Here is a 22,340-nt window from a genome sequence, read left to right as displayed (position 1 = left end):
TGCGCGGTCACTTGAGCCCGGAGAAGCCGATGGAGTTGACGATCCGTTTGCCGAAGGCGAGGAAGAGCAGCAGCATCGGCAGCGCCGCGATCAGGGAGGCGGCCATCAACCCGGCCCAGTCGGGGGCGGCCTGCGGCGAGGACTGCTTGAAGACGCCGAGGGCGAGCGTCAGCGGCTGCACACTGGCGTCGTTGGTGACCAGGAGCGGCCACATGTAGTCGTTCCAGGCGTTGACGAACATCAGCAGCGACACGGTGGCGATCGGCGCCGCCGACATCGGCAGGATGATGCGGTAGAGGATCCGCAGCGGTCCCGCGCCGTCGATGATCGCGGCCTCTTCGATCTCGCTGCTCAGGCCGAGCATGAACTGCCGCAGGAAGAACACCGTGAACGCCTGGAAGAGCCCGCCGGGGAGGATGAGACCGGCGAAGGTGTTGGTGAGGCCGACGTCCTTGATGAACACGAAGTTCGGCAGCAGCGTGAAGACGCTCGGCACCATCAGCGCGCTGATGAGGATGCCGAACACCAGGTTGCGGCCGCGCCAGTGCAGCCGGGAGAAGGCGTAGGCCGCGCAGGAGGAGAACAGCACGATGAGCACGGTCTGCACCGAGGCGTAGATCAGCGAGTTGCGCAGGTACAGGGCGATGTCGAGGGACGCGCCCGAGCCGCCCTGGGCCTGTGCCTCGGCGATGGAGGCCAGGCCCAGCGCCCGTTTGAAGGCGCCGAAGGTGAAGCCGACGGGCAGCGGCGAGGAGGGGTCGGTGGCCAGCCGGTAGTTGTTGGACAGCGCGGTGCGCACGATCCAGTAGAAGGGGAAGAGGGTGATCAGCGACACGAGGCCGAGGTAGGCCCAGGCCACGATCCGGCCGGGGGTCGCCTTGCGGGTGCGGGGGCGCCGCACGGTCTTCGTACGGGGTGCCAGGGTGACCGTCATCGGGGCCTCCTTCAGTTCAGGTCGGATTCGTCGGCCCGCGCGAGCCGGAGCTGGGTGAAGGTGACCGTGATGAGCAGGACGAACAGGGCCAGCGACATGGTCGCGGCGTAGCCGAAGTCGAACTGGCGGAAGGCCTTGTCGTAGATGTACATCTGCAGCACGTTCGAGGCGTTGGCGGGGCCGCCCCTGGTCGTGACGGCGACGATGTCGAAGACCTGGAAGGCGTTGATCACCGTCAGGACCACCACCATCACGAGGATCGGCCGCAGCAGCGGCACGGTCAGCCGGCGGAACATCTGGAACTCGCTCGCGCCGTCCACCCGGCCGGCCTCGTAGATGGTGGACGGGATGGTCTGCAGCCCCGCGAAGATCAGCAGGGAGTAGTAGCCCATCCACTTCCAGACGCTGATGGCGGCGAGCGAGGGGATGGCCCACGGACCGCTGCCGAAGAAGAGGACCGGGTGGCCGATGACGTGGTCGAGCACGATGTTGATGACGCCGAGGTGCGGGTCGAGCATCCACTGCCACACCAGGGCGGCGATGACGTTGGAGATGAGGAAGGGCAGCAGCATCACGCCGCGCAGCATCGAGGAGTCGGTGACGCGGTGCAGCACGACCGCGGTCACCAGGGAGATCAGGGTGCCGAAGACGACGGACAGGACCACGAACCAGAGGGTGACGAGGAGGGAGTGCCAGAAGACCCCGTCGCCGAACATCTCGTGGAAGTTGGCCAGTCCCACCCAGCGCGGCGGTGTGAGGACGTGGAACTCGGTGAAGCCGAGGTAGATGCCGCGCAGGGTCGGGTAGGCGTAGAAGATCGTGAACCCCACCACGGCGGGGAGGATCAGCAGCAGCGCGACCGGCAGGTCACGCCGCCTGGCCGCCGCGGACCGGGTCGCGGTCGCGCGCCCGGGCCTGCGGCCGCCGGTGTGCTTGCGGGCCTTCAGCGGCCCGCGGGTCCCGGGGGTGGAAGAGGCCGTGGTGGCCCCCGCGCCGGCTGCGCCGGACGGTGGTGCCACCGGCGTCGTGTGGTTGTCCTGCGATGTGACCACCACGGCACTCTCCTTTGCGTGCGTCGGGTCGGACGGGTGGATGGGACGGTGCCCGATGCCGGACCGGCCGTCGGTCAGACGGTGATCCGGTCGACGTCGGAGACGTAGTCGGACGGGTTGCCGAAGGCGATCGTGTTGGCCCCGGCCTTCAGGTGGACGGGCACGGTGACCGACCGCGGGCGGCCCCAGTCGTTGTCGTTGCCGCCGTGCAACGGGAGCTGGAAGGCGGTGCCGTTGACGGTGACCACGGCCGTGCGCCCCGAGGAGCCGTCGGTGAAGTCCACCTCCATCAGGTAGGTGCCGTCCTTCGGCGCCGTCACGTCCTTGATCGTCACGGAGGCGTCGCCGCCCAGGTTGCCGACCTTCTTGCCGCCGGAGCACCGGGAGCAGTCACCGACGCTCGCGTTGCCGGTGCGGGGGTTGCCGGACGCCTCGGCCTCGTAGGAGGTGGGCCCGTCGGCCGCGGGGGTGGTGAGGGGGACGGCGTTGCTCGGCGCGGACGTACGGCCGCGGCCGTCGCGGGCGACCACGGTGAAGGCGTACCCGGTGGCGGCCTGCAGCCCGGTGACGGTGGCGGAGGTGCCGTCCACCGTGGCGACCTTGGCGGCGCCCGCGTACACGTCGTAACCGGTGGTGGCGGTGCCGGTGTTCACCGCATCCCAGGTGAGCGAGACGCTGCCGGCCGTGGACGCGGTGGCGCGCACGCCGAGCGGGACACCGGGCTTTCCGGTGACGTTCGCCGGGGTGACGCGCAGCAGCCGGGAGCCGTGCGGCGGCAGGTTGTCGGTGAAGCCGTCGGCGACCTTGCCGAGGTTCTTGCGGCTCCACAGGTCACGGACGGCGGGCTTGCCGCTGATGCCCAGCTCGCTCCAGTCGGCGGTCACGTCGGAGTAGCCCTTGCCGAGGTTGAACAGGGCCACCGTGTAGCTGCCGTCGGCGTTGCGGGCGTACCAGACCTGCTGCGGGCTGTCCTGGCTGAGCGGCTTGGCCGGGTTGCCGGCCTGGTCGACGGCGATGACCTCGTCGTTGGTGAGCAGCGACAGGCCGTACGGGTCGAGCTTGGTGAGGTCGTCGCCGATGTAGAGCGGGGCGCTCTCGATGGCCCAGAGCGTCATGTGGCTCTGCCGCTCGACCTCGTTGAGGCCGTCGAGCGGGCCGGCGCCGACGTCGAGGGAGTCGAGGTTGTTCCAGTGCCCCGGCCCGGCGTCGTCGATCCAGGGGACGACGTCGTTCCACCGCTGCTTGACCGAGTTGTTCCAGGTCACGAGGGTGTCGCAGTAGCACTCGACGTCGGTGTCCACGCGCCAGCCGTTGGAGTTCTCCTTCCAGACGTCGGCCTTGTCGTGGCTGAGCGACCAGGAGAGGATGAACTGGATGGGGCGGCCGGTCCGCTGCAGCGCGGCGTGCCAGGTCTTGACGTCGGGCACGTTGTCGTGCGCCGCGTCGCCCTGGTTGGAGCCGGGGCCGACACCGTCCATCTTCAGGAAGTCCACGCCCCAGCCCGCCAGTTGGTCGGCGACGGACTGGATGTACTTCTCGGTGCACGGGCTGGCGAAGTTCAGCTGGTAGGAGACGTTGTCCCAGCCGCTGGTCTTGCGCAGGTCGGGGTAGACGATGTCCTTGGTCGTGCACCCCGGCGCACCGTGGATCGGCGTCTTGCCGTCGTTGTACGTGTCGATGTACAGGCCGACCGCCAGGTAGAGCCCGAACTTCAGGCCCTTGGCGTGCAGTTGGTCGCCGAGCCACTTCATGCCGTGCGGGAACTTCACGGGGTCCGCGACGGGGCGGCCGTACTCGTCGGAGAGACTCTTGTTCGTCTCGCTGCCGACGTTCCAGCCGGCGTCGACGTTGACGTACTCGTAGCCGTGCCGCTTCAGCTTGGAGGCCAGGATGTCGGCCTGCTGCAGCACATGGGGCTCGGTGAGCCAGGACCCGCCGTAGCCGGGGAAGTTGGTCGACTCCAGGCTCCAGCTGCTCCACCCCATGTAGGGCTTGGCGGCCACCACGGGGGCGGCCTGGGAACCGGGGGCCTCCGCCTGGGACGCGGAGGAGGCGGAGGACGCGGGCGCGGCGGGCGACGCGGCGGCGGGTACGGCGAGGGCCGTGGCGAGCGCGGTGGCGGCGAGCGCGGGCAGGGCGGCCCTGCGCATGCCGCCGGGCCGACGCGGCACGGGCCATCTGAGACGTGCGAGTACAGCTGAACGAGCCATGGGGGCACTCCATCCCGGCGCGACGGCGTCCGCTTCGAGTGGGCAGGGGGTACGGCAGGCAGGGGGCGTCCTCGGTGGCGGTCGTCCCGGAACACCACCGAGGGCGGGCGTGCTGCGACCGGGGGGAGGCTCCGGTCGCGCTCCTCGGCGGGGGGCGCTTCGTCCGCTCCGGGCGAGGAGTGCGGCGAATGTAGCCAGGGTTTCCTTCCAGCGTCAACATATTCGGCGACAAAAATCCGATGTCTGCAGCGCCAAGCTGCGGTCTTCGCCGGAAAATCTTCACCAGAATCCCAACCTCCCCACCCAAAGATGGGATGAGTGGGCCCCTTCCTTACTTTCCCTTGGAAAGGTATGGTCCGGCCATGAGCCTTGCCGACCAGCCCCCCGCCGCCGTCCTGGTCTTCCAGACCCTGCTCGTCCACGGCCCCCTCACCCGGGCCGAGATCGGGCGGCGCACGGGCCTGTCGGCGGGCGCGGTGACCAAGGCCGCCACTCCCCTGCTGGCGGACGGCTGGATCACCGAACTCGGCAGGCCGGCCGGGGAGCGGGCCAGCGGCCGCCCCGCGACGCCGATGGCCGTCCGCGCCGACCGCGCGCGGTTCGTCGGCGTGAAGGTGACCGGCGACGAACTCATCGGCGTACTCACCGACCTGACCGCCCGGCCGCTGGCCTCCCGGCGCGCCGCGCTGGACTCCCGCGACGTGGGGACCGTGGTGCTGGTGATCTCCCGGCTCATCGGGCAGTTGCGCGCCGCCGCGGGTGCGGAGGGGGACGACGCCGTCCACAGCGTCGGCGTCACGATCTCCGGCGACGTGGACGGGCAGACCGGCACCGTGCAGTACTCGCCGTTCCTCGACTGGCGCCGTGTGCCGCTCGCGCAGCTGGTCGAGTCGGCGTCCGGCATCCCGACGGTGATCGAGAACGACGTGCGCGCGTTGACCGTCGCCGAGCAGTGGTTCGGCGCCGGGGTGGGGCTGTCCTCGTTCGCCCTGGTCACGGTGGGCGCGGGCATCGGCTGCGGGCTGTCCATCGGCGGCCGGGTGGTGTCGGGGGCCCACGGGGTGTCCGGCGAGGTGGGGCACCTTCCCGTCGGCGGCACCGACCGCACCTGCACCTGCGGCAACACCGGGTGCGTGGAGACGGTGGCCTCTACGCACGCCATCACCGAGCAGGCCCGGCAGGCCACCGGCGACCCCGCGCTGACGATGGAGGAGGCCGTACGGCTGGCGCACACCGACAACGCCGCCGTCCGCGCGGTCTTCTCCCGCGCCGGGCACGTGATGGGTCTGGCGATGGCGTCGGTGGCCAACCTCATCGGCCCGGAACGCATCATCATCTCCGGCGAGGGCGTGGCCTCGTACGACCTGTTCGCCGACCAGATCCGGCAGACCTTCGCCGACCACGCCTTCGGGGCCGCGGCCGACTGCGACCTCGTCGTGCGTCCGCTGCCCTTCGAGGAGTGGGCGCGCGGCGGCGCGGCCGTCGCCGCGCAGCGGGTCTTCGCCCCCGTGAAGTGACCTCCCCCTGTGTGAACCCCCCTCCCCCGGAAGGCTGGTCGCCGTCATGAGCCGGATCACGAAGGCCGAGTGCCGGATGGTCTTCCTCGAACCCGAGGTGCTGCGCACCGACGCCCTGCAGACCTTCGTCCGCCAGGAGACGGTCCTGGTCTCTCTCACCACGGACGACGGCCTCACGGGCACGGGGTACGCGTACACCATCGGCACGGGCGGCAGTTCGGTGCTCGCCCTGCTCCGCGACCACCTGGTGCCGCTGCTCACGGGCGCGGACGCCCGCTCCGTCGAGGCGCTGTGGCAGCGGCTGCTGTCGGTCACCCGGGCCACCTCGGTCGGGGCCATCACCTCCCTCGCGCTGGCCGCGGTCGACACCGCCCTGTGGGACCTGCGGTGCCTGCGCGCCGGCGAACCCCTCTGGCGGCTCGCGGGCGGCGCGCACGAGCGGCTGCCGCTGTACGACACCGAGGGCGGCTGGCTGCACCTGACGCCCGACGAACTCGCCGCCGGCGCGCTGCGGGCGAAGGAGCGCGGGCTGCGCGGCGCGAAGGTCAAGGTCGGCAAGCCCACCGTGGGCGAGGACGTGGAACGGCTGGCGGCGGTCCGCGCCGCGGTCGGGCCGGACTGGGTGCTCATGGTGGACGCGAACCAGTCGATGACGGGCGCCGAGGCGATCCGCCGGGCCCGCGCCTACGAGCCGTACGACCTCGCCTGGTTCGAGGAACCGCTGCCCGCGGACGACCTGTCCGGGCACGTCCGGCTGGCCGCGTCGACCTCGATCCCGGTCGCGGTCGGCGAGTCGCTCTACGGCGTGGGCCGGTTCGCCGAGTACCTGGCCGCGGGCGCGGCGGGCATCGTCCAGGTCGACGTGGCGCGCGTCGGCGGGATCACCCCGTGGCTGAAGGCGGCGCACACCGCGGAGGCCTTCAACGTCCAGGTGGCCCCGCACTTCCTGATGGAACTCCACACGAGCCTGGCCTGCGCGGTGCCCCCGGGCACGTACGTCGAGCACATCCCGCAGCTCGACGCCATCACCCGCACCCCCCTGACGGTCGTCGACGGCCACGTCGTGCCGCCCGAGACCCCGGGGCTCGGCATCGACTGGGACGAGGACGCCATCGAGGCCCTGCGGGTGGTGTGACCGGGCCGGGCTTCCGAAAGCGCCGGCCGAGGCTGCGTCCGGCCCGGCTCACCTACGGTGTCACCCGTCGCCGCCGCCCGCCCGCACGGCCCCGCACCGGCAGTGCCGTCCCGGTACCGGAACCGGCCACGGCCTCGGGCGAGCGCGGCCGTTCGGCCGGCCGTACCTGCGACACCCGGCCCCACCCTCACCGCAGCCGGTCGGCACGATCCCACCGGCGTGGCCTCGCACCGGCCACGGCGCCGGCCGAGCGCCCGCAAGCCACCTCAACCTGCGGCGCGATTCCCGCCGTTCGACACGGCTCACCGCCGACACCCGGCCTCACCCGTCGGAACGCCTCGCCCGCAGCGCCCGAACCCGCCGCCGTGGGCCCGCATCGCGCGGTACCCCCCAGGGTCGGCGATCGCGACGGCAGCAGTCAGGCGGGATGCGCTGGACCGGGCTGCCGACCACCACCGCGGCGTCCCGGCCGCCGGAAAACGGGAGGCGGCCCGGTCGGGGGCCGGGGCAGACTCGGGCGGTGATCGTCGTGCAGCCCGTGCTGGAACTGGGGACCGCGGACGGCTTCGCCCTCTGGCCGGTGGCCGAGCGGGAGCCGTTCACCTTCATGCCGCTCCACGGCGCGTTGGCACCCCCCGAGGTCGGCGCGGCCGTGATGACCATCGCCGCGTACAACGATGCCCGGAGGGACGACGAGGCCCCGCCCGCCCGGCCCGGCGACCCGGTCGAGGGCTTCCTGCGGGGGCTGCTGACCGGGGAGGACGTCCAGGCACCGGGCGGACTGCAGGTGACCGGCACCGCCGGCGACCTGGAGGTGGTACGCCCGGGCTGCTGCAGCGGGCTGGAGGACTGGCGCGAGTGGCTGGACGTCCTCGACGGCACCGGCGACGCGTGGCTCGGCCACGACCCCTCACCGCTCGCCGAACGGCGCGGAGACGTCATCCGGTTGACCGTCGACGCGGGGCGGGACGACAGCCCGGCGTTCGAGGTCGACGTCGACGTGCTGCGGCGCGGGGTCGCGGACGCCGAGCGGGACCTGGCGGGCTTCCTCCGTGCCGCTGCCGACTGGGCGGCCGTGCGTCTGCCCGTGCACGCCTGCGCGGTCGTCGCCGCCCTCGCCCGTGGCGTCGGCATGCCGCCGCCACGGGCGTAGGCGCAACCCTCGCGACCGCGTGAGCCCGACCCCGACGAGGACGACCAGCATGCCGGCCACCACCCGGGCGCCCACCGGCTCGTCGAGGACGAGCGCGCCGAGCCCCACCGACACGACGGGGAGGAGGTAGCCGACGGTTGCCGCGTCCGTCGCGCCCTCGTCGGCGATGATGCGCACCGTCAGGTGGAAGGTGACGCCCGTGCACAGGACGCCGAGGGCGAGCACCGCGACGGTCGAGCGCACGGTCACCGCGGTCCCGGTGGTGCCGGTGACGAGCAGGGCCGGCACACTCAGCACGGTCGCGGCGGTCAACTGGCCCGCGGCGAGCGGGAGTGCGCCCGCACCCGTGGGGATGAGCCTGCGCCCCATGTAGGCGAAGGCGAGCGCGTAGCTCGCGGCCGCACCCAGCAGGGCCAGGGCGCCCCAGCTCGCGAGGCCCGACCGGTGCCAGGGGGCGAAGATCAGGAGGACACCCGCGAACCCGGCGAGGAGGCCACCGAGCCGGGGTCCGCGAACGGCGCGTCGTCCCGCACCCAGGGCGAGACCGATGAGCAGGGACCACAGCGGCGTCGTGGCGTTGAGGACGCCCGCCACCCCGGAGTCGACGCTCTGCTCGCCGACGCTGAAGAGGAGGAACGGCAGCGCGTTGCAGAGGAGGGCCGCCACCGTGAGACGGCTCCAGAGGAGCCTCCCCCGCGGCAGGCGCAGGCCCGCGCGGCGGCAGAGCACGAGCAGCAGGGCCGCGCCGCAGGCACAGCGCAGGAAGGTGACCCAGGCGGGCGGCAGTCCCTCCAGCGCGATCTTGATCCACAGGAAGGTCGACCCCCACAACAGGGCCAGCACCGCCATCCGCAGCAGCGCCCTCACGCCGCCTCCGCCACCGGACACGCCGGCCTCCCGTCGTCTCGCGTCACCGTCACCCACGACGCTCCCCCACCCGTCCTGGTGGCACAAGCGAAGGTTCACGCACGTACCGTTAAGCTGAGCTACATGCTCGACGTGCGCCGCATGCAGGTCCTCCGGGCGGTGGTGACCAGCGGGTCGGTCACCGCGGCCGCCACTCACCTCGGTTACACACCCTCGGCCGTCAGCCAGCAGATCGCCGTCCTGGAGAGGCAGGCCGGGGTCCCGCTGCTCGAACGGGTGGGGCGCGGGGTGCAGCCGACGCCCGCCGGGCTGCTGCTCACCGAGTACGCCGCCCGCATCGGCAGGGAGGTGGCCGAGGCCGAGACGGCGCTGGCCGATCTGCGCGCGGGCCGCACCGGCAGTCTGACGGTGCGTTACTTCCCGACGGCGGGCGCCGACCTGGTGGCCCCGGCCGTCGCGCGGCTGCGCCGCGAGCACCCCGGGGTGCGGATCGACCTCGGCCTGGTCGACCCCGGCGATCCGCTGCCGGAGGTGGAGAAGGGCCGCGCGGACCTCGCGATCGTGGTGCGGCCGCGCGGGCAGGGCCGTGAGGGGCTGCGCCTGGTGCACCTGCGGGACGACCCCTACCGTGCGGTCCTCCACAAGGGCCACCGCCTCGCCGCGAAGCGGGTGCTCGATCTCACCGACCTCGCGGGTGAGCCGTGGGTGGGCAGCGAGTCCCCGGACGGCTCGTGCCTGGAGCTGATCCTCCGGGCGTGCGCCGCGGCCGGCTTCAGCCCCGCCGTCGTGGTGCAGAGCGAGGACTACGCCACCGCGCAGGGGTTCGTGGCCGCCGGGCTGGGGGTGAGCCTGCTGCCGCTGGCCGCGCTGGCGCACCACCACCCCGGGGTCGTCGTACGGAAGGTGCGCGGCCCGGAACCCGTCCGGGCGGTCCACGCCGCGGTCCGGGAGACGTCGCTGCGGCAGCCGGCACTGCGGGGGCTGCTCGACGCGCTGCGCGACGTCGCCCGGGGCACGGCGGGCACTGCCCGGCCCGCGCGCCCTTGACCTGCCGTCAGGCGGCGCCCCGCGGATAGCCGATGCCCGCGATGTCCTCGGCCAGACCGTCGAGCGTCACCTCCGTGTTCAGCCTCGCGACGACCTCCGGGGTGAGCGGGCGCAGCGCGTGGACATGGCGCACGGCGTCCAGGTCGACCGGCACCTCGTAGTACTCCTCGGCGAAGGCGCGGAACGCCTCGGGGGACCGGTCGGTCAGCAGCCGGAACAGGTACGACGCGCCGTCGGCGTCCTCGCGGTCCTCCGGCAGGTCGACGGACCCGTGGCGCCACGCGTCGTCCCCGGCTGCGCGCCACAGGCAGACGGTCGCGACCGGCACGCCATCCTCGTCGCAGAACGCCGGCTCCTCGACGTACGGACGGAAGGCCTCGGGGACCTCGTCGACAACCCCCGGCCAGGGCTCGTGGTCCTCCGAACCGTAGGGGCTGACGGGGGACTCGTGGTCGAAGCCGCGGATGAAGGCCCCGGCCGCGCAGAACACGATCGCGTACTCGTCTCCCGACCCGTTGCGCAGGGAGGCCATCTCCTCCCCCGTGTCCCACACGGCGTCGAAGGAGTGGTACCGCATCTCCCACTCGGGGCTGAGGATCGCGTCGAGCATCGCCAGCGCGCGGCAGTGGTCGCGCAGTTCGGCGATGGAGGGCAGTCGGGGGGCAACGTCATGAACGGTCACGCGCACATCCAAGCCCATGGCTCCGGCGTCCCCCACCCGGGGCTCCCCGCGTCCGCGGAATTCCGGTGCCGCGCACGCCCCCGGTGCTGCTGAGCACGGTCACGCGGGACCACTTCGGAAGGCGGACATGCCCCCGCGCACCCTGAGCGGCGACCAGGGCGGGATCGACGCGGCGCCGGTACGCCGGCTGCTGCACGCGCGGTTCCCCCACTGGGCGGACCTCCCGCTCACCCCCACCGGGTCGGCCGGCACCTCCGACGTCATGTACCGCCTGGGCAGCGACACGGTCGTACGGCTGCCCAGACCGCGGGGACCGCGAGCGACGTGGACGAGGGGCACGAGTGGCTGCCGCGGCTCGCGCCGAGGTCGACGTGGGGGGGGGGGGGGCGGCGCATCCTACCCGGGGGCTCCGGTCCGCTCCCCGGCATCGCCGATTCCCCCACGGGGCCCGTCACGTTCAGTAGCTTCTCCGTCACCAACCGGGGCGGCGACGCGCGGACGCGCGGACGCCTGGAGAGCGACGGCAAGGAGCGGACGCCGATGGCGAATGTGGAGACCTCCCTCAAGGAGACGATGACGTCGATCGAGGGCAGCGTGGGCGCTGCCCTGGTCGACTACACCAGTGGCATGGCGCTGGGCACGATCGGTGGCGGCAAGGACCTCGACCTGACCGTCGCGGCCGCCGGCAACACCGACGTGATCCGCGCCAAGGCCCGGACGATGAAGGAACTGGGCATCAAGGAGGAGATCGAGGACGTCCTGATCACCATGAACACGCAGTACCACCTGATCCGGCTGCTCAAGAGCCGCGACGGCAACGGCCTGTTCCTCTACCTCGTGCTCGACCGTCGCAACGCGAACCTCGCGATGGCCCGCCATCGCCTCCGGCGCATCGAGGCCGACCTCGAGCTGTAGCCGCCGTTCCTCCCTCGGGGCTCCGTGCGCCCGGGAATTGAAGAATCCTTCAATTCGGCACATCCTGATCCGCACAAGCACGGCGGTGCACGGGCCCCGGAAGGGGAAGGATTGGACGTGGTGTCGCGCCGGCGGCAGCGGGAGCAGCCGCCGGCGCGTACGGGAAGGGCCGTCGGAGACCGGGCAGGAGCGACACACGATGCAGGTACCCCTGTACCAGGCCAAGGCCGAGTTCTTCCGCATGCTCGGGCACCCCGTGCGGATCAGGGTCCTCGAGCTGCTCCAGAACGGCCCGGTGCCGGTACGGGACCTGCTGAACGAGATCGAGATCGAGCCCTCCAACCTGTCCCAGCAGCTCGCGGTGCTGCGCCGGTCCGGCATCGTGGTGTCGATCCGCGAGGGCTCCACCGTCAGCTACGCCCTCGCCGGCGGGGACGTCGCCGAACTCCTGCGCGCGGCCCGCCGCATCCTCACCGAACTCCTCGCGGGGCAGACCGAACTGCTCGCCGAGCTCCGCCAGGCCGACGCCCCGCCCGGGCGCGCGCAGGAACAGGTCGGCCACCCCGCCGGCTGAGCGCTCCGGCGCCACCTGGGCCAGAATGGTCGGGAGGTGAGCGCGATGACGCCTTGGCGGGTACGTGATCTGGAGGAAGGCGACCTGGACCAGGTCGTGCGCATCTGGGAGGAGTCGCGCGACACGACCGAGGACCCCGCGGTGACCCTGGCGGAGGTGGTCGGCGCGCTGCGCGCGGGAGCGCCCGCCGTGGTGGCGATGGTCGGTGAACGGGTCGTGGGGGCGGCGGTGTCCTCGACGGCCCAGGAGCGCGCCTGGGTGCTGCGGCTGGCCATCGCCCGGCAGTGGCGCCACCACGGGATGGGCTCGGCGCTGCTGGCGGCCCTGGAGGACAGCCTGAGCCAGGCAGGGATGCGCCGGATCGGGGCGCTGCTGCCCGAGGGCGAGGTCGGTGAGCAGGCGTTCCGGAACTCCGGGTACTCCTTCCGCCCCGGGCTCGGTTACTTCGAGAAGCTGCTGTCGGCCGACTCCGCGCAGGACACCCTGCTCGACCAGCTCGGCGGGGCGGTCCCGGAGCACGGACTGTGGGACCGCATCGCGGGCATGACCGCGGAGAAGGCGCTCATCGAGCGGCGGCTGGTGCTGCCGCTGGAGAACCCCGGGGTCGCGGAGCGCTACCACCTGGTGCCGCCGCGTGCGGTGGTCCTCTTCGGTCCGCCGGGCACCGGCAAGACGACGTTCGCCAAGGCCGTGGCCTCCCGGCTGGCGTGGCCGTTCATCGAGGTGCTCCCGTACCAGCTGGCCGAGGACGCGCACGGCGTGGCCGACGGGCTGCGGCGGCTCTTCGCCCGGGTCGAGCACCTGGAGCAGGTGGTGCTCTTCTTCGACGAGGCGGAGGAGATCGCCTCGGAGCGGCAGGACCCGTCCACCCTGGCCCACCGGGTGACCAACGAGCTCCTCAAGCTCATCCCGCAGTTCCGGCGCGGCGAGCGCCGGCTGCTGATCTGCGCGACCAACGCCGTGCGCTCGCTGGACCCGGCCTTCCTCCGGCCGGGCCGCTTCGACTTCCTGATCCCGGTCGGCCCGCCCGACCCCTCCGCCCGCCGGGCGATCTGGATCCGCTACATCGGTCCGGACCGGGTGGCGGGCATCGACCTGGACGCGCTGGTCGAGGCGAGCGACCGCTTCACACCGGCGGACATCGAGTACGCGGCGCAGGCCGCCGCGCAGACCGCCTTCGAACGGCACCTGGCGACGGACCCGCGCAGCACGGCGGACCTGACGCACCGCACCGAGGACTATCTGCAGGCGGTCGCCCGCACCCGCGCCACCCTCACGACCGAGGACATCCGCGCCTTCGACCACGACCTGCGCTCCGCCGCCCGCGTGTGAGGCACGCGGGGCGCGGCGGAAGGCGGCTGGACGCTCCGCGCCGGGTTCGTGGCCGAAAGCGGCGGACATCGGCGATGCCCGGGCGACGACCCCCCTCGGAGCCCTATGGTGATCGTGGGCCGGCAGATACGCGCTCCCCCGTCCGTGTCTGCCGGCCCACCTTGCCTTCGGCCCGCCGTGGGGCCCGGCGCGTGCCGGGCCCCACGGGGTGTCAGGACAGCTCGGGCACGTCGATCCGGTCGATGTCCGGGGCGTAACCGTCGGCGCTGTCGAAGGTGACGGTGTTGGCGCCCGCCTTCAGCGTGACGGGAAGGCTGACCGCCTCGACGGTGCCCCAGTCGCCCGTGGACGGGAACGTGTGGGCGGTGGCGCCGCCACCGTTGGCGGAGACCCGGACCGTGCGGGCGTCACCGCTCACGTAGGCGACCTTGATCATGTAGGTGCCGGCCTTCTTCACCACGACGTCGTTGAAGCGGAGCGAGCCCCCGAGGTAGAGGTTGCCGGCCTTCCTACCGCCGGAGCAGGCACCGCAGTCGGCGAGGGAGGCGTTGCCGGCCAGGGTGTTGCCCGGGGCCTCCGCCTCGTAGCCGGTCATGGGCTGGACCGGGCCGTGCGGGGTGACGGTGAACAGGCGCGAGCCGTGCGCGGGAAGGGACATGGTGACCTTGCCCCGGTGGGAGCCGAGGTCCTCGTGGTTCCACAGGTCGCGGACCGAGGCGCGGCCGGAGAAGCCGAGCGAGGTCCAGTCGGCGGTCACGGCGGCGGGGGCGTCGCCGAGGTTGAACAGGGCGACGGTGTAGCTGCCGTCGGCGTTCTCTGCGGCCCAGACCTGCTGGTCGCCCACGGGGGTGACCGGGCGGGCCGGCGGGGTGCTCGACTGGTCGAGGGCGATGACCTCGCGGTTGGTCAGCAGGGACAGCCCGTAGTCGTCGAGGCGGGTGAGGTCGTCACCGGTGTAGAGCGGGGACTTGGCGATGGCCCACAGCGTCATGTAGGTCTGCCGCTCGGCCTTGGTGAGGCCGTCCATCCGGCCGTTGCCGACGTCGAGGGAGTCGAGGTCGTTCCAGCCGCCGGGGCCGCCGTGCCGGCTCCAGGCGGCCGCGTCGGCGAAGCGGTCGTCGACGGAGTTCTCCCAGGAGACGAGGGTGTCGCAGTAGCACTCGACGTCGGTGTCGATCCGCCAGCCGTTGGAGTACTTCTTCCAGTCGGCGACGTGGCCGATGTCCAGCGACCAGGACAGCTCGAGGTGGATGGGGCGGCCGGTGGCGGCGATGGCCTTCTGCCAGGCGGCGATGTCGGCGCGGTTGTCGTAGTTGTCACCGCTCTTGAAGGAGCCGGGACCGACGCCGTCGATCTTCAGGAAGTCGTATCCCCAGTCGGCGATCATCCGCGCCTGGGAGTCGACGTACTTCTGCGCGCAGGGGTTCGAGAAGTCGATCTTGTAGGAGCTGTCCCAGCCGTTGGTGGTGCGCAGGTCGTCGTAGACGATGTCGGCGGTGGTGCAGTCGGTGGTGTTCCAGATCGGCACCTTGCCGTCGCCGTACCCCTCCTTCTCCAGGCCGACCGGCAGGTAGATGCCGGCCTTGAGGCCCTTGGCGTGGACGTGGTCGGCGACCGCCTTCATGCCGCGCGGGAAGCGCTCGGGGTCGGGGGTCTGGCGGCCGTACGCGTCGAACTCGGGCTTCCAGGACTGGTCGCGCCACCAGCCGGCGTCGAGGTTGACGTAGTTGTAGCCGTACTTCTTGAGCTTGGCGGCCATGGCGTCGGCCTGCTTGAGGACGTTCGCCTCGGTCAGGTAGCTGTAGTCGCCCGTGGGGTTGAGCCCGGGGTACTTCGAGGACTGCATGCTCCAGCTCGACCAGCCCATGTAGGGCTTGGCGGCGACCTGGTGCGCGGTGACGGCGGTGGTCCCGGCCGTCGCGGCGGGCACGCCGTCGGGGCCGGTCGCCCCGGCGGCGGGGACGGCGGCCGACACGCCGGCGGTGAGGGCCAGGACGAGCAGGGTCCTGGCGGCGGTCGAGGACAGGGCGGAGCGCGAGGGTGACCGCATGGGTCGGGCCTCCTGGGGGTGGGGGGTACGGCGGGTGCGGTGCGGGTGTGCGTGCCGGGCCCGGCGAGGTCAGCCCTTGCCGGAGCCGATGGTCAGGCCGCTGATGAACTGCCGCTGGAGCGCGAAGTACACGAGCAGGTTGGGGACGGCGGTCATCAGGGCACCGGCGGCGATGAGGTTGGGGTTGGTGAAGTACTGGCCCTGCAGGTTGGCCAGGGCGGAGGTGATGGGGCGCTTGTCACCCGTCTCGATGAGGGCGAGCGGCCAGAAGAAGTCGTTGTAGATCCAGATCGACTCCAGGGTGGCGAGCGCGGCGAAGGCCGGCCGGCACAGCGGCAGGATGATCTGGAAGAACTGCCGCCACACCTGGGCGCCGTCGACGAGGGCGGCCTCGGAGATCTCCCCGGGGATCGTCTTCATGTAGTTGCTCAGCACGAAGGTGCAGAAGCCGCACTGGTAGGCGATGTGGATGGCGATGATGCCCCAGGCCGAGTTGTACAGCAGCAGCGAGTCGCTCATCCACGCCGGGAGCGGTACCAGCAGGTAGAGCCGGTAGAGCGGGGTGATGAGCACCTGCGCGGGCAGCAGGTTGCCCGCGGTGAAGAGCATCAGCAGCGCGATGTTCCAGCGGAAGTCGAAGCGGGAGACGAAGAAGGCGACCGCCGCGGAGAACAACAGGGTGCCCAGGACGGACGGGACGGTGATGAGGACCGAGTTCCAGAAGAAGTGCGGCATGCCGGACTGGTTCCAGGCGTCGGTGTAGTTCTGCAGGCTGATCCCGCGGGGCCAGGACAGGTAGCCGTGCTTGCTGGTGTCCGCGTAGGGGCGCAGCGAGGTGTAGACGGCCCACAGCAGCGGCAGCAGCCACAGCAGCGCGATCGTGGCGAGCATCAGGTGCCGGCCGGTCTGCCGCGGGGGCTTGGAGGCCCCGCCGCCGCGCGAGGCCTCGCGGTGGGGGCGGGCCGGGGTGACGGGCGGGGTGGCGGTCGTGGTCACCGGTCCTCCTTGCGGAAGTTCTGGACGAGGAAGGTCCCGATGGCGGCGAGGGAGACCAGGAGCAGGACGACCGCGAGGGCGGAGCCGTAACCGATGTGGCTGGACTCGCCGATGATGTTGTCGGTGATCAGCAGCGACAGCAGTTCCATGCCGGGCTTGCTGCCGACGCCGCCGCCGAGCACGTAGACGACGTCGAAGGCCCGCAGGGACTCCATGACGGTGACGACCAGGATGATGACGTTGACCGGCTTGAGGGCGGGGAAGACCACCTTCAGGAAGGTCTGGCGGCCGTTGGCGCCGTCGAGCGCGGCGGCCTCCTTCAGGGCCGGGTCGAAGCCCTTCAGCCCGGCCAGGTAGAGGATCATGATGTAGCCGGTGTGCCGCCAGGCCGAGGCGACCAGGACGGCCCACAGGTTGAGGTCGGGGTCGCCCAGCCAGTCGACGTGGTGGCCGGGGGCCACCGCGCCCAGGATGCCGTCCAGCAGGCCCGTGTCGGGGTTGTAGATGATCTCCCAGATGAGGCCGACCACGGCCAGGGAGAGCACCATCGGCAGGAAGATCGCCGTCTGGTAGACCCGGGTGAAGCGGAGCTTCCGGTCGAGCTGGTAGGCGAGGAAGATCCCGAACGGGGTGGGCAGCAGCGCGGTGAAGAGCAGCCAGATGACGTTGTGCCGCACCGCGGGCCAGAACGGCGGGTAGTTGGTGAGGATCTGGTGGTAGTTGTCGAGCCCGACCCAGTGGATGTCGGACAGGTAGATGCCGTCCCAGCTGGTGAAGGACAGGCCCATGGAGGCCAGTGCCGGGAGCCAGACGAAGACCAGGAGGGCCAGGAGCGGGACGCCGACGACGGCCGCCAGGAAGAGCCGGTCACCGGCGCCGAGCCGGCGGGGGCGGCGACGGGGCGCCCCGGTGGCGGGGGCCTGCGGCGTGGGGGCGGGGGGTGCGGCGGGGGACGCGGAGGGCACGGTGAACCTTCCCGGTCCGGTCAGGAGGTGAAGAAGCGCGAGCGCTGCGACTCGATGCGCTTCAGCAGGGCCGAGCCGTCGTCGGGGTGGCCGAGCCACTGGGTGAGTCCGGGCAGGACGACCGTGGAGATGAACCCGGGGTCGCTGTCGCGGTCGGCGAACTGGGTGATGTGCTTGGCGGAGGCGATGAGTTCGGCGGACTTCTTCTGCAGCGGGTTGTAGGAGCCGGTGTCGGCCTGCGCGTGGACGGCCACGTTGCTGGGGTCGACACCCATGTAGAGGCCCTCGGCCTCGGCGCTGCCGAGGAACTCCAGGAGCTTCTTGGCGCCCTTCTCGTTCTTGGGGCGGCGGCTGAGCATGAAGCCGTCCGTGGGCGCCTCGACGGCGTCCTGCCCGTTGGCCGGGTCGATCTCGGGGAAGGGGAAGAAGTCGATGTCGGAGCGGAGCGCCTCGTCGGTGACCTGCTGGCCGAGGAAGAGGCCGATGACCGCCATGCCGGACTTCTTGTCCAGCAGCGACTGGGCCGCGTCCTGCCACGAACGTCCGCCGGCGCCCTGCTGGTAGTACGGGCTGATCTCGCGCCACAGGTCGAGGGTGGCGACGGCGCGCTTGTCGGTCCAGGAGACCTCGCCGCGCATCAGGGACATGTGGAAGTCGTAGCCGTTGGCCCGCAGGTTGAGGTAGTCGAAGGCGCCGAGGATGCTCCAGGCGTCGCCGCCCCCGTAGCCGGAGGCGATCGGGGAGAGGCCGTCCTTCTTCATCCGCTTGGCGAGCGCGGTGAACTCGGACCAGGTGCGCGGGACGGTGTAGCCGCGCTCCTGGAAGAGGCTCTTCCGGTAGAAGACGCCCCAGGGGTAGTTGTAGAGCGGGACGAAGTAGAACTTGCCGTCCTCGCCGCGGGAGAGCTGCTTGGTGGCCTCGCTGAAGCCGCCGCCTATCTTCTCCCACACGTCGTCGAGGGGGGTGGCGAGACCCTTCTTGGCGAAGTACTGCATGCGGTAACCGGCGAACCAGGTGAAGACGTCGTCCGGAGTGCCCTGCAGGTAGCTGGAGATGCCCTTCTGGAAGCTGTCGTGGTCGACGGTGTTGGTCTTGACCGTCAGCCCGCTGTCCTTGGTGAAGGCCTTGGTCACCGCCGCGTAGGCGGACTTGGGCGTGGCGTCGGCCCCGTTGGACCCGAAGGTCACCGTCTTGGGGTCGGCCGCCGCTCCCCCGCCGCAGGCGGTGAGGAGGGGGGCGGCGAGCGCCGCGGCTCCGAGCCCGAACAGCCCGCCGACCACGGTGCGGCGGCTGGGCTGAGGCGCGGTCAGGACGGTGCGGCTCTGCAGCGTCATCGCTACTCCTAGTACGTGTCTGATCTGATGAAGGACTGGATCGCGGTGGCCGCGGCCCCGCGCGCCCACTCCTCGAAGGGCAGCGGACGGGTCCGCAGGTCGCACTGCCCGGCGGTGCCGAAGGCGGAGGCGGCGAAGGCCTCGAGGATCTGGTCGGCGAACAGGTCGTGGGCCACCAGGCCCTCGCCCGAGATGATCACGCGCTCCGGGCCGAAGAGGTTGGCCACCGAGCCGATGGCCCGGCCGATCGCCTCGCCGGCCCGCGCGTACACCTCCCTGGCCCCCGGGTCGCCGCCGTGGGCCAGTCGCAGTGCCTCGGCGGCGTCGGCGACGGGGGTTCCCGTCGCCTCGCGGACCGCGCGCACGATCGCCGGGTCCGCGGCGATCGCCTCCACGCACCCGCGGTTGCCGCAGTGGCACAGCGGTCCCTCCGGGTCGATGGACAGGTGCCCGATCTCGCCGGCCACCCCGTACGCGCCCGAGACCACCCGCCCGTGCACCACGAGACCGCAGCCGATGCCCGCGCCGACCGTCACCACGGCGAAGTCGGACAGGCCCACCCCGGCGCCGAACCACTGCTCGGCGACGGTGAGCGCCCTGACGTCGTTGTCGACGGTGACGGGCAGGCCGGTGGTCATCCCCGCCAGCTCGGCCAGCGGGATGTCCCGCCAGTCGAGGAAGGGCGAGTAGCGCACCAGGCCGCCGGCCCGGTCCACGTCACCGGAGACCGCGATGCCCAGGCCGCTGACGGGGACGCCGAAACCGTCGGCCTCCGCCAGCAGTTCGTGCACCAGTGCCGCCGCCGAGGTCAGGACGGCCCCGGGGTCGGGGGCAGCCAGCGGCACGTGGCGGGAGGTGCGGATCCGGCAGCAGAGGTCGGTGAGCACACCGATGATCTCGTCGCCGGTGATCTTGAGGCCGATGAACAGCGCCCGGCCGCCGTCCACCCGTACGGGGTTGGCCGGCCGTCCCAGGGAGGGACGCGCCTCCTCGTCCACGTCCTCGACCAGGTACCCGGCCTCGATCAGCGGCCGGACCGCCTTGGTGACCGCGGCCGCTGACAGCCCGGCACGCTTGGCGATCTCGGTGCGGGTGAGCGGACCGTGGCACAGGACGGTGGTGAAGATCTGGGAGGCGGCCGGCGTGTGGGCCGGGAACGCCTCCCCCGGCGGGATCGAGGGCATGGCCGGGAACCTAGGTGGGTTCTTTTCTGCTGTCAATAAAAGAAGCAAGACTCCTCGGAAGTAGTCCAAGTGAGGGCGCCTCATCTGGAAAAGGTCGGACCAGAGTGGGTGTTGACATGTGATCCAAGGTAAGGATTGGCTGCCGCCTGTCTCCTGGCGCGACCCGAACGTGAGGACCCATGCCCGTGATCTCCCATGCCCCGGACACCGGGATCTGGCTGCTGAGCACCCCGCGCACGTCGTACGCGCTGCGCATCGACGCGACCGGTGCCCCCTGCCACGTCGCGTGGGGCCCGCGGCTGACCCTGCAGGAGGCGGCCGAACTCGCCGTCCCGCCGGGACCGGACGCGAGCAGCTTCGAGGGCCGTTCGCCGGTGGGCGAGGAACTCCCCGTCGACGGCGGGGCCCGCTTCGGGGTACCGTCCCTCCAGGTCCGCCTCCCCGACGGGAGCAGGGGCTTCGAGTGGCAGCCGACGGGTCATGACGTGCGGGAACCCGCGCCCGGTGTGCACGAGTTGACGCTGCGGTTCCGCGACCGCGTCCACCCGCTGGAGGTCACCCTCCACTACCGTCTCCACGACGACAGCGACGTCATCGAGCGGCGCACCGTCCTGCGCAACGCGGGCGAGCACGACCTCACGGTGCTCCGCGCCGACTCCGCCGCCTGGAGCCTGCCGCCGCTGCCCGACTACCGGCTCAGCCACGTCACCGGCCAGTGGTCCGCGGAGAGCCAACTGCGCCGGGACCGGCTGCCGTACGGCGAGACCGTGCTGACCAGCCGCCGCGGCATCACCAGCCACCACGCCAACCCGTGGGTGATGGTCGACGCGGGTGACGCCGGCGAGACCCACGGCCGGGTGTGGAGCGCCGCCCTGGCCTGGAGCGGCAGTTGGCGTGTCACCGCGCAGCGCACCCCGGACGGGCGCGCCGGCTTCACGGGGGGTGCGGGACACGACGGTACGAACGTGCCGCTGGCCCCGGGCGAGGAGTACACCACGCCCACCTTCGCGGGCCTGTACACCGGTGGGGGCTTCGGCGCGGCCAGTCGCGCCTGGCACGCGTACACCCTGGCCCACGTCCTGCCGCACCCGCGGGAGACGGCTCCGGTGCTCTACAACTCCTGGGAGGCCACCGGCTTCGACGTCGACGAGCCCGGCCAGGCGGCGCTCGCCGCCCGGGCCGCGGCGCTCGGCGTGGAACTGTACGTCGTCGACGACGGGTGGTTCGGGGCACGGCGCGACGACCGCGCGGGCCTCGGCGACTGGACCCCGGCCGCCGACCGCTTCCCCTCCGGGCTGGCCCCCCTCGCCGACCGGGTGCACCGGCTCGGGATGCGCTTCGGCCTGTGGGTGGAACCGGAGATGGTCAACCCGGACAGCGACCTGTACCGCGAGCACCCCGACTGGGTGCTGCACGTCCCGCACCGGAACCGGACCGAGCTGCGCAACCAGCTGGTCCTCAACTTCGCACGGCAGGACGTCGCCGACTGGGCGTACGGCTGGCTCACCCGGCTCGTCGCGGAGAACGGCGTCGACTTCCTCAAGTGGGACATGAACCGCGCCTTCAGCGAGGCCGGCTGGCCCGGCCGCGACGACGGCGCGGACCGGCTGTGGACGCGGTACGTGCACCACCTCTACGGCGTGATCGACCGGCTCCGCGCCGACCATCCGCAGTTGCGGATCGAGTCCTGCAGCGGCGGCGGCGGCCGGGTGGACCTCGGCATCCTCTCCCGCACCGACCAGGCGTGGCCCTCCGACAACACCGACGCCGCCGACCGCGTGGCGATCCAGCACGGCTACGGCCAGGTCTACCCCGCGCGCACCATGGCCGCCTGGGTGACCGACGTCCCGAACCAGCTCACGCACCGCACGGTGCCGCTGCGCTTCCGCTTCCACGTCGCGATGGCCGGGCTGCTCGGCATCGGCGGTGACCTCACCCGCTGGTCCGAGGAGGAACTGGCCGCCGGGGCGGAGCTGGTGGCCGAGTACAAGCGGGTCCGTCACCTCGTCCAGCACGGAGCGCTGCACCGGCTGCGCGGTCCCGGGGACGACGGCCCCACCGTCGTGGAGTACGCCGCGCACGACGGCAGCGAGGCGCTGGTGCTCGCCTGGCAGCGCGTCCAGCGGCACGGCGGCCCGCGGGGACCGGTGCGGCTGGGCGGCCTCACCGCCGGGGCCCGCTACCGCGACACGCGTACGGGGACCGTGCACCACGCGGCCGTGCTCGGCGGGTACGGGCTCGTGCTCGACCTGCCGCCCGGCGACTGGGCCAGTTCGGCGGTGCACCTGGTGCGCGTCGCGGAGCACGAGGGCGCCTGACCGTCCCGCCGGGCCGTGCCGCACCCCGCGCATGTGGGCAACTGCACAAACCCGCAGCTGCGGGAGCTTGTCCGG

At 72.1% G+C, this 22,340-nt stretch carries 17 protein-coding genes; 7 read left to right on the top strand and 10 right to left on the bottom strand.

Annotation, left to right across the window (positions count from 1 at the left end; translation table 11 throughout):
* Positions 1-7: 7 nt before the first annotated feature.
* The 3 genes from ACFYYN_RS15570 to ACFYYN_RS15560 all read right to left on the bottom strand — a co-directional run bounded on the left by ACFYYN_RS15570 (position 8) and on the right by ACFYYN_RS15560 (position 4,136).
* Complete coding sequence (locus ACFYYN_RS15570; RefSeq protein ID WP_499515789.1) at positions 8-934, bottom strand: carbohydrate ABC transporter permease; 927 nt, start codon at positions 932-934, stop codon at positions 8-10.
* Positions 935-945: 11 nt separating this feature from the next.
* A complete protein-coding gene (locus ACFYYN_RS15565) occupies positions 946-1,989 on the bottom strand; it encodes a carbohydrate ABC transporter permease (RefSeq protein WP_500546214.1) in 1,044 nt (347 codons plus the stop codon).
* 71 nt (positions 1,990-2,060) lie between these two features.
* Positions 2,061-4,136, bottom strand: coding sequence for an alpha-galactosidase D (locus ACFYYN_RS15560; protein WP_500546213.1), 2,076 nt, complete (start codon positions 4,134-4,136; stop codon positions 2,061-2,063).
* A 422-nt stretch (positions 4,137-4,558) separates the two neighbouring features.
* Between ACFYYN_RS15560 and ACFYYN_RS15555 the strand changes: the two genes are divergently transcribed.
* Together ACFYYN_RS15555 and ACFYYN_RS15550 are read left to right on the top strand one after the other, a co-directional pair.
* Complete coding sequence (locus tag ACFYYN_RS15555; RefSeq protein WP_500546212.1) at positions 4,559-5,713, top strand: ROK family protein; 1,155 nt, start codon at positions 4,559-4,561, stop codon at positions 5,711-5,713.
* Between the two features lie 46 nt (positions 5,714-5,759).
* On the top strand, positions 5,760-6,848 hold the full coding sequence (locus ACFYYN_RS15550) for a mandelate racemase/muconate lactonizing enzyme family protein (protein WP_500546211.1): 1,089 nt from the start codon (positions 5,760-5,762) through the stop codon (positions 6,846-6,848).
* A gap of 910 nt (positions 6,849-7,758) precedes the next feature.
* On the opposite strand, the gene ACFYYN_RS15545 is transcribed toward ACFYYN_RS15550, so the two are convergent.
* On the bottom strand, positions 7,759-8,889 hold the full coding sequence (locus ACFYYN_RS15545; RefSeq protein ID WP_500546210.1) for a DMT family transporter: 1,131 nt from the start codon (positions 8,887-8,889) through the stop codon (positions 7,759-7,761).
* 102 nt (positions 8,890-8,991) lie between these two features.
* On the opposite strand from ACFYYN_RS15545, the gene ACFYYN_RS15540 reads away from it, so the two are divergent.
* On the top strand, positions 8,992-9,915 hold the full coding sequence (locus tag ACFYYN_RS15540; RefSeq protein WP_500546209.1) for a LysR family transcriptional regulator: 924 nt from the start codon (positions 8,992-8,994) through the stop codon (positions 9,913-9,915).
* Positions 9,916-9,922: 7 nt separating this feature from the next.
* Here the strand turns inward: ACFYYN_RS15540 and ACFYYN_RS15535 are convergent, their stop codons facing one another.
* Positions 9,923-10,615: a hypothetical protein gene (locus tag ACFYYN_RS15535; RefSeq protein ID WP_500546395.1), complete on the bottom strand. Its 693-nt coding sequence runs from the start codon at positions 10,613-10,615 to the stop codon at positions 9,923-9,925.
* A 522-nt stretch (positions 10,616-11,137) separates the two neighbouring features.
* Between ACFYYN_RS15535 and ACFYYN_RS15530 the strand changes: the two genes are divergently transcribed.
* The 3 genes from ACFYYN_RS15530 (at position 11,138) to ACFYYN_RS15520 (ending at position 13,418) form a co-directional block, all read left to right on the top strand.
* Positions 11,138-11,512, top strand: coding sequence for a roadblock/LC7 domain-containing protein (locus ACFYYN_RS15530; protein ID WP_499515781.1), 375 nt, complete (start codon positions 11,138-11,140; stop codon positions 11,510-11,512).
* 199 nt (positions 11,513-11,711) lie between these two features.
* Positions 11,712-12,086, top strand: a complete 375-nt coding sequence (locus tag ACFYYN_RS15525; protein WP_500324553.1) for an ArsR/SmtB family transcription factor — start codon at positions 11,712-11,714, stop codon at positions 12,084-12,086.
* Positions 12,087-12,131: 45 nt separating this feature from the next.
* Positions 12,132-13,418: an ATP-binding protein gene (locus ACFYYN_RS15520; protein WP_500363238.1), complete on the top strand. Its 1,287-nt coding sequence runs from the start codon at positions 12,132-12,134 to the stop codon at positions 13,416-13,418.
* Positions 13,419-13,629: 211 nt separating this feature from the next.
* Here ACFYYN_RS15520 and ACFYYN_RS15515 read toward each other — a convergent pair whose 3' ends face one another.
* The 5 genes from ACFYYN_RS15515 to ACFYYN_RS15495 form a co-directional block, all read right to left on the bottom strand.
* Positions 13,630-15,468, bottom strand: coding sequence for an alpha-galactosidase D (locus tag ACFYYN_RS15515; RefSeq protein ID WP_500546208.1), 1,839 nt, complete (start codon positions 15,466-15,468; stop codon positions 13,630-13,632).
* A gap of 69 nt (positions 15,469-15,537) precedes the next feature.
* On the bottom strand, positions 15,538-16,464 hold the full coding sequence (locus tag ACFYYN_RS15510; RefSeq protein WP_500546207.1) for a carbohydrate ABC transporter permease: 927 nt from the start codon (positions 16,462-16,464) through the stop codon (positions 15,538-15,540).
* Complete coding sequence (locus tag ACFYYN_RS15505) at positions 16,461-17,429, bottom strand: carbohydrate ABC transporter permease (protein ID WP_500546206.1); 969 nt, start codon at positions 17,427-17,429, stop codon at positions 16,461-16,463. Before ACFYYN_RS15505 ends, ACFYYN_RS15510 begins: the two co-directional genes overlap by 4 nt.
* Positions 17,430-17,449: 20 nt before the next feature.
* Positions 17,450-18,763 carry an ABC transporter substrate-binding protein gene (locus ACFYYN_RS15500; protein WP_500546205.1) on the bottom strand — a complete coding sequence of 438 codons (1,314 nt, stop codon included), beginning with the start codon at positions 18,761-18,763 and terminating at the stop codon, positions 17,450-17,452.
* Between the two features lie 8 nt (positions 18,764-18,771).
* A complete protein-coding gene (locus ACFYYN_RS15495; RefSeq protein ID WP_500546203.1) occupies positions 18,772-19,947 on the bottom strand; it encodes an ROK family transcriptional regulator in 1,176 nt (391 codons plus the stop codon).
* 179 nt (positions 19,948-20,126) lie between these two features.
* Here ACFYYN_RS15495 and ACFYYN_RS15490 point away from each other — a divergent pair, with 179 nt between their 5' ends.
* The gene (locus tag ACFYYN_RS15490; protein WP_500546201.1) at positions 20,127-22,265 is read left to right on the top strand and encodes an alpha-galactosidase; all 2,139 of its coding nucleotides are present in this window, start codon (positions 20,127-20,129) and stop codon (positions 22,263-22,265) included.
* The last annotated feature ends 75 nt before the right edge of the window (positions 22,266-22,340 follow it).

The sequence above is a fragment of the Streptomyces sp. NPDC001902 genome (genome assembly GCF_042891295.1).
Lineage (GTDB): Bacteria > Actinomycetota > Actinomycetes > Streptomycetales > Streptomycetaceae > Actinacidiphila.
The sequence above is the reverse complement of the archived record's forward strand: the minus strand, read 5'-3'. Positions and strand labels throughout refer to the sequence as shown.